General features: G+C 71.3%; 11 protein-coding genes. 7 read left to right on the top strand and 4 right to left on the bottom strand.

The features are described from left to right. Positions 1–190 precede the first annotated feature (190 nt). The 3 genes from ACFYY7_RS21915 (at position 191) to ACFYY7_RS21905 (ending at position 2,798) form a co-directional block, all read left to right on the top strand. A complete protein-coding gene (locus tag ACFYY7_RS21915) occupies positions 191–853 on the top strand; it encodes a DedA family protein (protein WP_388663665.1) in 663 nt (220 codons plus the stop codon). A gap of 146 nt (positions 854–999) precedes the next feature. Next, on the top strand, positions 1,000–2,163 hold the full coding sequence (locus tag ACFYY7_RS21910; protein WP_388663749.1) for a sensor histidine kinase: 1,164 nt from the start codon (positions 1,000–1,002) through the stop codon (positions 2,161–2,163). Beyond that, positions 2,163–2,798, top strand: coding sequence for a response regulator transcription factor (locus tag ACFYY7_RS21905; RefSeq protein ID WP_351253881.1), 636 nt, complete (start codon positions 2,163–2,165; stop codon positions 2,796–2,798). Before ACFYY7_RS21910 ends, ACFYY7_RS21905 begins: the two co-directional genes overlap by 1 nt. Before the next feature lie 17 nt (positions 2,799–2,815). On the opposite strand, the gene ACFYY7_RS21900 is transcribed toward ACFYY7_RS21905, so the two are convergent. Then, entirely contained in the window at positions 2,816–4,171 is a 1,356-nt protein-coding gene (locus ACFYY7_RS21900) for a dipeptidase (protein WP_388663663.1), read from the bottom strand. Between the two features lie 140 nt (positions 4,172–4,311). Beyond that, positions 4,312–5,793 carry an APC family permease gene (locus tag ACFYY7_RS21895; RefSeq protein WP_388663661.1) on the bottom strand — a complete coding sequence of 494 codons (1,482 nt, stop codon included), beginning with the start codon at positions 5,791–5,793 and terminating at the stop codon, positions 4,312–4,314. Between the two features lie 400 nt (positions 5,794–6,193). Here ACFYY7_RS21895 and ACFYY7_RS21890 point away from each other — a divergent pair, with 400 nt between their 5' ends. After that, on the top strand, positions 6,194–7,522 hold the full coding sequence (locus ACFYY7_RS21890; protein ID WP_388663659.1) for a geranylgeranyl reductase family protein: 1,329 nt from the start codon (positions 6,194–6,196) through the stop codon (positions 7,520–7,522). 58 nt (positions 7,523–7,580) lie between these two features. Here ACFYY7_RS21890 and ACFYY7_RS21885 read toward each other — a convergent pair whose 3' ends face one another. Further along, the gene (locus ACFYY7_RS21885) at positions 7,581–8,393 is read right to left on the bottom strand and encodes a LysR family substrate-binding domain-containing protein (RefSeq protein ID WP_388663657.1); all 813 of its coding nucleotides are present in this window, start codon (positions 8,391–8,393) and stop codon (positions 7,581–7,583) included. Between the two features lie 58 nt (positions 8,394–8,451). On the opposite strand from ACFYY7_RS21885, the gene ACFYY7_RS21880 reads away from it, so the two are divergent. Then, on the top strand, positions 8,452–8,856 hold the full coding sequence (locus ACFYY7_RS21880) for a DUF5997 family protein (protein WP_356085872.1): 405 nt from the start codon (positions 8,452–8,454) through the stop codon (positions 8,854–8,856). A gap of 91 nt (positions 8,857–8,947) precedes the next feature. Here ACFYY7_RS21880 and ACFYY7_RS21875 read toward each other — a convergent pair whose 3' ends face one another. After that, positions 8,948–9,460: a nucleoside deaminase gene (locus tag ACFYY7_RS21875; protein ID WP_388663655.1), complete on the bottom strand. Its 513-nt coding sequence runs from the start codon at positions 9,458–9,460 to the stop codon at positions 8,948–8,950. Positions 9,461–9,650: 190 nt separating this feature from the next. Here ACFYY7_RS21875 and ACFYY7_RS21870 point away from each other — a divergent pair, with 190 nt between their 5' ends. Both ACFYY7_RS21870 and ACFYY7_RS21865 read left to right on the top strand, forming a co-directional pair. Then, entirely contained in the window at positions 9,651–10,814 is a 1,164-nt protein-coding gene (locus ACFYY7_RS21870) for an MFS transporter (protein WP_388663653.1), read from the top strand. A gap of 29 nt (positions 10,815–10,843) precedes the next feature. After that, a complete protein-coding gene (locus ACFYY7_RS21865; protein WP_388663651.1) occupies positions 10,844–12,031 on the top strand; it encodes an amidohydrolase in 1,188 nt (395 codons plus the stop codon). Positions 12,032–12,073: the final 42 nt, after the last annotated feature.

The raw sequence follows: 12,073 nt of genomic DNA, 5'->3' as shown, positions 1-12,073 counted from the left end.
GTCGGTATCCCGGTGCGGCCAACCCGTCGGCGCGGCGCCGGGGTTACGGAAAACCGCAGGGTGGCTGGTGCGGAGTACAGCAACCGGCCGGGTGGATTACCTCGTACCGGTGCCGGTCGTCGGTTCCTAGCGTTGCCGGTGGGGCGCGGCGGACTTCTCGCGCCTCATCACAACGGCCAGGAGTCAGTTCATGGATCTCGTGATTCTCGGTCTCGCCAAGGAACCCGCGGGCGGTGTCGCCGGCTGGGCGGCCGGCCTCGTCGACACCATGGGAGGCCCGGGGGCCGGACTCGCCATTGCCCTGGAGAATCTCTTTCCGCCGCTGCCCAGCGAGGTCATTCTGCCGCTGACCGGGTTCGCGGCGGGGCAGGGTGTCATCACTCTGGCCTCCGCACTCCTGTGGACCACACTGGGTTCGGTGGTGGGTGCGGTGGCTCTGTACTGGATCGGGATGCTCTTCGGCCGCGACCGCATGCACGCGGTCTGGGCGAGGCTTCCGCTGGTGCGGGGTTCCGATCTGGAGCGTACGGAGCAGTGGTTCGCCAGGCACGGCGCCAAGGCAGTCCTGCTGGGCCGCATGGTGCCGATCTTCCGCAGTCTCATCTCCGTGCCGGCCGGTGTGGAGCGGATGCCGCTGCCGCTCTTCGTGACCCTGACCGCCGTGGGCAGCCTGGTGTGGAACTCGGTGCTCGTGATGGCCGGTTACTGGCTCGGCGACCGCTGGGATCTGGTGGAGACCTACGTCGGGGTCCTGTCCAAGGCCGTTCTCGTCCTGGTCCTGGTGGCCGTCGCCGGGTATGTGACCGTACGCCTGCGGTCCGGTGGCCGGGCACAGCACCGCCGGGTCTCATGAGCCCGGCGCCGCGGTCCCGTACGCCGTCGGTGGCTCCGGCCCGACCGGAAGGATCTTGCTGTGTTCCCTCCGTACGGCTAGCCTCGGCAACCGTGCAGGGGGACTTCGCGGACGGTACGACCGGCCGGCTGCCGGAGCTGTCCGGTCTGCGGCACGACGGGGTGGGCGCGCCGGTGGCTCACGCGTACCCCTGGCCCCGCAGGGCCTCGGGCGCTCTGCTCGGCTGCTGCACCGCCCTGTTCGGGCTGCTGTACTTCGCCGTGCCGGGCGGGCTGTCGCTGCCGTTCGTGCTGTGGCCCCGTACCCGGCCGCGTGCGCTCGCCCTGCTGAGTGCCGGGGCGCGTGGGCTCACCGGGCTGGAACGGATCCGCCGCAGTGTCTTCTTCGGCGACGTGTTCCCCGCACACCATGCCTCCGACCGGGATGTTCTTCGCTATCTGGCCGCCCGCACCGGCGCGGGAACGCTGTTCGCCGGGGTGCTCGCGTTGCTGGGCTACGGGGCCGTGCTGGCCGGGTTGCTGGCCGCGGGGGTGGTCCGCGACCCCGCCGACTGGCAGGGGCTGCTGGCCCAGGCGCTCCTCGGCGGTGTGCTGCTCTTCCTCGATCTGCAAGGGATCTTCTCGCTGAACGCACTCGACTCCCGGTTGGCGCGCGATCATTTCGGGCCCTCGGAGCGGGAGTTGCTGAAGCAGCGAATCGCCGAACTGGCCGCCAGCCGGGCCGGGGTGCTCCGGGCGGTCGACGCGGAACGCAGGCGGATCGAGCGCGATCTGCACGACGGTGTGCAGCAGCGGCTCGTCGCACTGGCCATGCTGCTGGGCCGGGCCCGCCGCAACCGGCGCCCCGAACAGGCGGAGTTGCTGCTCCAGCAGGCCCACCAGGCCTCCCAGGAGGTCCTCACGGAACTTCGCGATGTGGCCTGGCGGGTCTACCCTTCGGCCCTCGACGACCTGGGGCTCGAAGAGGCCCTCGGCGGGGTGGCCCAACGCTGCGGCATTCCTCTGCACATGGAGTTCTCGCTGCCGCTGCCGTTGCCCCGGCCGGTGGAGACCGCCGCCTACTTCATGGTCTGCGAGGCCGTGACCAACGCGGCCAAGCACGCGCGGGCGACCCGCATCCGGGTGAGCGTACGGGGCGACGGGGACCTGGTCTCGGTGTCGGTCCAGGACAACGGCACCGGCGGTGCGGATCCGCTGGGCGGCGGGCTGTCCGGGCTGCGCAGCCGGGTGGACGCGCTGGACGGCCGGCTGCACATCGACAGCCCCTGCGGGGGCCCCACCACGATCACCGCGGAGTTGCCGTGCGCGTAATGCTCGCCGAGGACTCGACCCTGCTGCGGGAGGGCCTGGCCCTGCTGCTGGCGGAGGAGGGGCACGAGGTCCTCGCCTCGGTGGGGGACGGTGACTCCCTCGTCCGGGCGGTCGAGGCGGACCCGCCGGACCTCGTCGTCGTCGACATCCGGATGCCGCCGACCCACACCGACGAGGGGCTGCGGGCCGCGCTGGAGATCCGTGAGCGGTGGCCCCTGGTCGGTGTGCTGGTGCTCTCCCAGCACGTGGAGCGCAACTACGCGGTGCGGCTGCTTTCCCAGAACGCCGAGCGGGTCGGCTATCTGCTCAAGGACCGGGTCGCGCAGGTCGACGAGTTCCTGGAGTCGCTGGAACGGATCCACGCGGGCGGGGCGTCCATCGACGCGGAGGTCGTACGGCAGTTGGTGGTGCGGACCACGCACGTCGACCCGTTGGCCGGGCTGACGCCCCGGGAGCGCACCGTTCTGCAGGAGCTTGCACAGGGCCGCAGCAACGCGGCCATCGCGCAGCAGCTGCACATCTCGCTGAGTTCGGTCGAGAAGAACCTCAACTCGGTCTTCGAGAAGCTCGATCTGCCGCGCGCCACCGGCTACAGCAGGCGGGTGCTGGCGGTCCTGCGCTATCTGGAGTCGTAGCGGGGTCCTCGGGCCGCTCAGTTGCGCCGCGCGGCGGCGTACCGGCTCAGGAAGAGGGCCTCGACATGGGCCATGTGCTGGATCTCGCCGGGGTCGACGCTCTCGTTGGGGGCGTGGATGAGGCACTGCGGTTCCTCCACGCCCATCAGGACGATCTCGGCGCGCGGGTATGCGTTGGTGAGGACGTTGCACAGCGGGATGGAGCCGCCCTGGCCGAGGGCGGCCATCGGCTCTCCGTAGACGTCCGCCATGGCCCGGCCCAGGGTCGCGTAGGCCGGTCCGTCGGTGGCGGCCCGGAACGGTGCGCCGGTCCCTTCGGACTCGACCGAGACGTGCGCTCCCCAGGGGGCGGCCTTCTCCAGGTGGGCGGTCAGGGCCAGCAGCGCGGCGTCCGCGTTCGTTCCCGGCGGTACGCGCAGGCTCACCCGGGCCCGTGCGGTGCCCTGGACGGCGGCGGACGAGCCGACGACCGGTGGGCAGTCGATGCCGAGGACGGTGACGGCGGGGCGGGCCCAGAGCCGGTCGGAGACCGTGCCGGAGCCGGTGAGCGAGACCCCGTCCAGCACGTCGGCGTCGCGCCGGAACTGCTCCTCGTCGTAGGGCGCCCCCGACCAGGTCCCGGAGGAGTCGAGTCCGTCGATGCGCGTTCCGCCGTCCGGGCCGCGCAGGGTGGACAGGATGTGGACGAGTGCGGCGAGGGCGTCCGGGGCCGGCCCGCCGAACATCCCCGAGTGCAGTTCGGCGCCGAGCGTGGACACGGTCACCACGACACTGGCGAGGCCGCGAAGGGAGGTGGTGACGGTCGGCCGTCCCACGGCGGCGTTGCCCGTGTCGCAGATCAGCAGCGCATCGGCCAGGAACTGCTCGCGGTGCTGCTCGACGTATGCCTCCAGGCCGCCGGTGCCCTGTTCCTCCGAGCCCTCGGCGACGAACCGCAACCCGACCGGCAGGTCGTCCCCGAGGGCCCGCAGTGCGGTGAGGTGCATGACGATGTTGCCCTTGCAGTCCGCGGTGCCGCGTCCGTACCAGCGGCCGTCGCGCTCGGTGAGCGTGAAGGGGGGCGAGGTCCAGGCGTCGTCGTCGAGCGGCGGCTGGACGTCGTAGTGGCAGTAGAGCAGCACGGTCGGCGCGCCGGGCGGCGGCGGGCGGTGGCCTAGCACGGCCGCGCTGCCGTCGGGCGTCTCGGCGAGGTGCACATCGTGCAGACCCGCCTCGGTGAAGGCGTCGGCGACCCACTGGGCCGCCCTGCGGCACTCCTCGGGCGGGTACTGGCGGGGGTCGGCGACGGAGGGGATCGAGACCAGTTCGGTGAGGTCCGCCTTGGCACGCGGCATCAGGGCGGCGATCCGGTCGGCCAGTTCGTGCTCGCTCATCGTTGTCTCCCGGTCGTCGGTCCGGACCCTGGTGGTTCGGTTCTTGCTGCTTTGATTCGTGGCGGCCTTTGCTTCGGGGGGGCCTTCGCTTCGGGGCTGCCGGGTTCAGCGTCGGACCGTGTTGTCGGTCCTGAGCTCGCTCATGCGCCACCGTCCGCCGCCGCACCGTCCTGCCCGGCGGGCATGCGCCAGTTCGGCTTGCGGAGTCTGAGGAAGAGGTACGGCACGAGCAGGCCGAGCACGACGAGCCCGCCTCCGACCAGCGCGATGTACGACCAGACGCTGCCGCCGCCGAACTGCGACGACGGTACGAAGCCGATCACCAGGGCGGCGAGCGAGGCGAGCAGACCGAGGACGCACAGCGGGACGAGAGCGGGGGCGCGGTAGCCGCGCGGGTGGTCGGGCTGGATCCTGCGCAGCCGGATCGCGGCGGCGAACATCAGCAGATAGACGATGAGATACACCTGCGTGGTGATCACGGAGAAGATCCAGTAGGCGCTGGAGACATCGGGGATCAGCGCGTACATGAGGGCGATGGCGGTGGTCACGACGCCCTGGGTGACCAGGATGTTCTGCTGGATGCCGTTCTTGTTGAGCTTCTGGAGGAACGGTGGCAGATAGCCCTCCTCCCGGGAGATCAGCAGCAGGCCCTTGGACGGCCCCGCCAGCCAGGTGAGCATGCCGCCGAGCGCCGCCGCGACCAGGGCGACGGCCACGACCGGGGTGAGCCAGCCGATGTGGAAGTACGAGAAGAACGCGTCGAACGCCTGCATCACACCGGCCGTCAGGCTGAGCTGATCGGCCGGGACGACCCAGCTGATGGCCAGCGCCGGAAGGATGAAGATCAGCAGCACCAGTCCCATGGCGAGGAACATCGACCGCGGGTACTCCCTGGCCGGGTTCTTCAACGACGAGACGTGGACGGCGTTCATCTCCATGCCGGAGTAGCTGAGAAAGTTGTTGACGATCAGGACGAGGCTGGCGAGCCCGGTCCACTGCGGAAGCAGATGACTGGCCGTCATGGGAGCCGCGGAGCCGTTGCCCTGGCCCAGGAAGACGAAGCCGAGCACGACGAGGACGGTGCCCGGAATCAGCGTCCCGATGATCAGGCCCCAGGACGAGAGCCCCGCGACGGCCTTCGTGCCCCGGGAGGAGACCCACACCCCGGTCCAGTACAGGACCATGATCACGATCGCGGTGTACACGCCGTTGCCGGCCAGGCTCGGATCGATGACATAGGCGATGGTGCTCGCGACGTACGCGAGCAGGCTCGGGTAGTAGAAGATCGTCATCGCGAACTGGCACCACACGGCAAGGAATCCGAGCGGCTTCGACAGCCCCTCGCTCACCCAGCGGTAGACACCGCCGTTCCACCCCGACGCGAGCTCGGCGGAGACCAGCGCCGTGGGCATCAGGAACACGATCGCCGGGACGACGTAGAGGAAGACGCAGGCCAGTCCGTACACGGCCATCGTCGGGGCGGACCGCAGGCTGGCCACCGAGGCGGTGGTCATCAGCGCCAGCGTCACCCAGGTCATCCCCGGCACCGCGGGCCTCCTGGTCCGGGACTGTGATGCGGGGATCTCCGACTCGGCTTCCGAGGGGACGTCCATGGTGCTCATACGGCACTCCTTGCGGCGGCAGAGCGTTGCTGGCGGGAAGGGGCGACGGAACTCGTGCGGCCCGGCGGCGGGCGCGGGCGGGAGGGGGCCTCGGTTCGCGGCGGCCGGGCGGGGCCGGGTGACACGGCGTCGGCCGGTGCGCGGGGCGCGACCTCGGGCAGGTGGAGAGCGGTCGAGAACCTCCGACTCGCCGGACGACGCTCCATCAGAGGTGTCCCTTTCACCCGAGTAGCTGGTCAGCAAGGGTAAATTGTCATGGTTTCAGGTGTTTCGCATCTTGAGGTTCTCAGCGGAAGGCGCCGGATTTCCGGACCGGGTCACACACCGGCCGTCCTTGATCGATGATGAAGCGGACGGCTGCCGTCCCCGGTACGGCACCGGCTTCAGGAAGGGGTTCCCGATGCGGGAAACGACGCCAGACCGGTCCGGGTCGGACACCCGGTCCGACCACGGCTCGGACGAGGAAGCCCAGGTGATCGTGGTGGGAGCGGGGCCCGCGGGATCCGCTGCCGCCTTCCACCTCGCCAGAGCGGGCGTCGATGTCCTGCTGCTGGAGAAGTCCCGTTTCCCCCGGGAGAAGGTGTGCGGGGACGGTCTGACGCCGCGTGCGGTGCATCAGCTCATCAGGATGGGCGTCGACATCAAGGCTCCGGGGTGGACCCGTTCACGCGGGATGCGCTGGGTGGCCGGGGAGCATCAGGTCCACATCGACTGGCCCGCGCTCGGCCGATATCCGGACTTCGGTCTCTCACGCAGCCGGCACGACTTCGACGACATCCTCGCCCGGCACGCCGTCGCCGCCGGAGCACGGCTGCGCAGCGGTGTGAAGGTCACCGAGCCGCTGACCGACCGGGCAGGGCGCATCACCGGTGTCACTGCCGTCACCGAGGAGAAGGAGCCCCTGGCCTTCCACGCGCCGGTCGTGATCGCCGCCGACGGCGCCTCCGCCCGCCTCGCCCTCGCCATGGGTCTCCAGCGGGACAGGAACCGGCAGATCGCGACGGCCGCCCGCCGCTACTACCGCAGCCCCGAGCGCTCCGCGGAGGAGTACCTGGAGCTGTGGGCCGACCTCCGGTTCCCCGGGAGCGATCACTACCTGCCCGGGTACGGCTGGATCTTCCCGATGGGCGACGGCCGCGTCAACGTCGGCCTCGGCGCACTGCCGCACCGCCGGCACGGAAAGGCGGACCTGCGCGCCACGCTGGACGAGTGGCTGGCCCGCACCCCCGAGGCATGGGGGCTGCGCGAGGAGAACGCGGAGGGCCCCGTCCGCAGCGCCGCCCTTCCGCTGGGCTTCAACCGCCATCCCCTCTACACCCGCGGGCTCCTGCTCGTCGGCGACTCCGGAGGCATGATCAGCCCCTGGAACGGCGAGGGGATCGGCCAGGCCATGGAAGCCGGTGAGGTCGCCGCCGAGACCGCCACGCTGGCCCTCGCGATCCCCCGGGGCCCCCGGCGCGAGCAGGTGCTGCACGGCTACCCGGTCGAGATGAACCGCCGCTGGGGACGCTACTACCGCCTGGGCAACACGGCCGCCGATCTGATCTTCAGCCGCTCCGGTTTCCAGCCGGTCCTCAACCGTTACGTCATGGGGTCGCCGTTCCTGCTCAACACCCTGGCCCGACTGCTCACCAACCTCACGGACAAGCCCTCGCACGACCTGGTCGACCATCTGCTCAACGGCGTCGTGCGCCTCGTACCGGAACCGAAGGTGCGGCGCAGGCGCTGAGAGCCTGACCGTGCGGCGTACCGGGCGGTCCCCGGTGCGCCGCACGTGCGTCCACGCCTCAGGGGCGGCGACGGGGTTTGCCGCGTTTGGCGGCCTTGGGGGCGGCGGAGCCGCTCCGCGTGCTCTTGCCGCCGCCCGATTTCCCGGCCGTCCTGGCACCCGACTTTCCGGCCGACTTGCCTGCCGCGGGCTTCCGCCCGGCGCCGCCCTTGTCGGCGCGCTTGTCCTTCGCCTTCGCCTGGGGCTTGGGCTGGGGCTTGGGGCGGCCCCGTGTGCTGTTGACGGTCCGCCCGCGGACGATCCCGATGAACTCCTCCACCAGATCGGTGGTCTCGTCCTCCAGCCACGACAGCGCGACGCGCGATTCGGGTGCGTCGGTCACCGGCCTGTAGGTGAGGTCCTTGCGGTGGTGGAGGCGGGCGAGCGACTGCGGTACGACGAGCAGCCCCACCCCCGCGGCCACCAGCTCGACGGCGTCCGCCGTGGTGGCGGGACGCTCGTTGGCGGGCCGCCCGGGGCGGTCCTCCCAGTCGAGGGTGTCGTCGAGGGGGTGCAGCACGATGTCGTCGGCCAGCTCCGCGGCCGAGACCTCGTCGACGGTCGCCATGACGTGGTCCTTCGGGACCACGACCACGGTCGTCTCGGTATAGAGGGGGATGGCGCTGAGAGCTGTCCGGTCGATCGGCAGCCGTACGAGGCCGGCGTCGGCCTCACGCCCCCGCAGCGCGTCGGACGCCTCGGCGGCCGACACCCCCACGAGGGTCAGCGGGACGTCGGGCAGCCGCTCGTTCCAGATCCGCACCCACTTTCCGGGTGTCACCCCCGGGACATACGCGAGCCGGAACGAAGGGGTTTCTTCCGAGCTTGTCACTCCGCCAGGTTACCGGCCCTGGTCAGAGGTAGCGCACATGCTCGATACCCTTGTCCGTATGACGTCGCACAAGACCGCCCAGACGATGAAGCCCGCGACCGCGGCAAAGAAGCTGGGTGTGTACCTCGAGGCCACCCCCACCGAGTTCCAGGAGGGTGTCGTCTCGCGCACCGAGCTGAACGCACTGCAGGCCGATCCGCCCGAGTGGCTGCAGGAGCTGCGACGCAACGGCCCGCACCCCCGGCCGGTGGTCGCCGCGAAGCTGGGTGTCTCGATCTCGGGTCTCGCCCGTGGCGGAATCACCGAAGCTCTCACGACGGAGCAGATCGAAGCACTGAAGCAGGAAGCCCCCGACTGGCTCCAGCAGGAACGCGCCACCCAGGCGGAGGTCCGCAAGGAAGCGGTGCGGATCAAGGAGAAGAACGCGGCCCGCGCGGACCGGTCCGACGACCAGCGTTCCTGACGGCCGGCAGCCCTGAGCGGCCCCGCCCCGGCGAAGCCGCCTGCCCCGGGGAGGGGCAGGCGGGAAAGCCCCCGGGAAACCGGGAAGACCCTCAGCCGTCGGTGGCCACGCCCAGCATCCGGGCGTGCAGGGCGCGGACCTCGTCGGCGAGCGACGGATCGGGGCCCGCCACCGGAATGCCCGGCGCGACGGCGTTGATGGGAAGGGCCGCGACCGGCCCCGCGTCGAAGCCCCAACTCCGGCGCCACTCCACGAGTTGGTCGCAGCCCGACGCGTACACGATGCGGCCGAGGCCGACCCAGGCGTGGGCCGCGCTGCACATCGGGCAGTGCTCGCCGGACGTGTAGACAACGCTGGCGCTCCGCTCCTGCGGCGACAGGTTCTCGGCCGCCCAGCGCGCGATCTCGAACTCCGGGTGGCGGGTCGCGTCGCCGCCCTGGACCCGGTTGCGGTCCTCGAACCGGACCGTGCCGTGCTCGTCCACGAGGAGCGAGCCGAACGGCTCGTCACCGGCCGTGAGGGCCTCACGTGCGAGATCGACGCAACGACGGAGGAACTCGCGGTCTTCCGCTGTGACAGACTGCGGATCGTTCACTGTGCTCATGGCACCAGGCTAACAGCCGAGCGAACTTCGGTATACCATTTATGTCACGTGGGCGGCCCTGTTGCCGCCTTCCTTCGCATGCCGGCCGGCCGTGGCAGCCGGTCCGTCGACGGCGCCACGGAGGCACGAGCCAGTGAGGGACGCTCCGGCGGAAAGCACCGCCCGGGAAACTGTCTGGAACGCACCGGGCATGCCCGCGCTGCTACTCATGACGGCGACGGGATTCTCGGGGTTCGCGGTGCTGCTGCCCACCGCGCCGCTCTGGGCCGTGCACGGCGGGGCCGATGCCGCCGGCGCCGGTTCGGTCAACGCGGTCCTGATGCTCTGCACCGTGCTCGCCCAGACCCTGGTCCCGACGGTGATACGCCGCGTCGGCTGGCGCACCACCCTGGCCTGCGGGATGGTCCTGCTCGGCGTTCCCGCGCTCCTGCACCTGCTGACCGCGCAGCTCGGCGTGGTGCTCGCGCTCGCCGCGGTGCGCGGACTCGGGTTCGGGGTGCTCACGGTCTGCGGCGCCGGTGCCGTCGCCGAACTCGTCGAGCCCGCGCGGCGCGGGCAGGCGATCGGCGCGTACGGTCTGGCGATCGCGGGGCCCCAGTTCATCCTGGTGTCGACCGCGCCGTGGGCCGCGCAGAACCTGGGTTTCTGGGTCGTGTTCGCCATCGGCGCGCTGCCCCTGCTCGGCGTGGCGCCCGCGCTCCGGCTGGCCCGCCGGCTGGACGGACGCCCGGCCGGGGCCGAGAGCGCGCCCGACCGGGACGCCGTGCCGGACAGGCGTGCCGTTTACCTTCCGCTGCTGCGGCCGATGCTGCTCCTGCTCGGCGTCACCACGGCCGGCGGCGCCCTGATCACCTTCGCCCCGCAGATGAGCGGCGACTCCACCGCGACGATGGCCGGGCTGCTGCTCCTGACGGGGACGGCGGCCGTCTCGCGCTGGCGGTTCGGCGCACTGGCCGACCGGTACGGGACGGAACCGTTCCGCTGGCCGCTCGTGATCGTCACGGCGGCCGGACTCGCCCTGACGGCCTGGGCGGTGGCCACGCCGGAGGCGACCGCCCTGGTGCCGCTGCTCGCCGGGATGGCACTGGTCGGGGTCAGCTACGGCGGGCTCCAGAACCTGACCCTGGTCGACGCCTTCGCCGCCGTCGACAGCCGGTCCAGCGGCGTCGCGAGCGCCGTGTGGAACATCGGGTTCGACGGCGGTACCGGATTGGGAGCTCTCCTCGTCGGCTACCTGGCGACGGGGGCCTCGTTCTCCCTGGCGTTCCTGGCCACAGCCGTGCTCTGCCTCGCCACACTGCCGCTCGCCTTCGCGGGCCGGCGCGACACCGCTCCCCACCGATCAGCCGGCTGACCCGAACACTTTTGGTATACCATCACTTCATGGCTCATGTGATACTGACGAACGTCCGCCCCTGGGGTTCGGCGCCCGTGGACATCGTGCTGTCCGGCGCCGAGATCCTCTCCGTGGTACCCGCCGGAACGGCGGGCGGCGAGGGCGAGCGCCTGGACGGCGGCGGCCTTCTCGCCCTGCCCGGCTTCATCAACGCGCACGCCCACCTCGACAAGAGCTGGTGGGGAAAGCCGTGGGTCTCCTACGGCGGCGAGGCCACGACCCAGGGGCGCATCTCCCACGAACGCGCGGAGCGTGACGGACTCGGTATCCCGAGCACGTCCTCGACCACCGCCGTGCTGGGCGAGTTCCTCCGGCACGGCACGACGGCGGTACGCAGCCACGTGGACGTCGACCTAGGTGTCGGACTGCGCGGGATCGAGGTCGTCCGCGAGGCGGTGGCCGGATTCGGTGGCGCGATCGAGGTGGAGATCGTCGCGTTCCCGCAGGACGGCGTGATGCGCCGTCCCGGCGTGCTGGCACTCCTCGACAAGGCGGCCGAGGCCGGGGCCACCTCCATCGGCGGCCTCGACCCCGCTTCGATCGACCGCGACCCGGTGGCACAGCTCGACGGCCTCTTCGACATCGCGGAGCGACGCTGCGTCGGGCTCGACATCCACCTGCACGACGGAGGTGAGCTCGGCGCCTTCCAGATCGAGCTCATCGCCCAGCGCACCCTGCGCGCAGGGCTGCAGAACAAGGTGACGGTCTCACACGGCTTCGCCCTGGGCGAGCTCCCGGCGGACCGGCAGCAGCGGGTGCTCGAAGCCTGCGAGGAGGCCGGTGTCTCCTGGGCGACCGTGGCCCCGGTCCGCACCGCCCCGCTGCCCTGGCGCGGAATGCGGGACCGCGGTGTCGCGATCGGCCTCGGCACCGACGGGATCCGGGACCTGTGGTCGCCGTACGGGGACGGCGACATCCTTCGCGTCGCGCTCAACTTCGCCCGGCTGCACGGTCTGCGCACCGACGAGGAGCTCGCCTACGCGGTGGAGCTGGCCACCACGCGCGCGGCGGGCTTCGTGCACCGCGACGCCCACGACATCGTCGCGGGGGCGCGTGCGGACATCGTGCTGGTGGACGCCGAGAACGTCCAGGACGCCCTGGTCCGCGCGCCGCGCCGGCAACTGGTGGTGGCCGGTGGGCGCGTGGTGGTCCGGGACGGCGAACTCCAGGTCTGATCCAGGGCCGATCCAGGGTCGATCCAGGTCTGTTCGAGGTCG

It is taken from the genome of Streptomyces sp. NPDC001933 (genome assembly GCF_042890955.1).
Lineage (GTDB): Bacteria > Actinomycetota > Actinomycetes > Streptomycetales > Streptomycetaceae > Streptomyces.
This window is presented reverse-complemented; position numbering and strand designations above follow the sequence as displayed.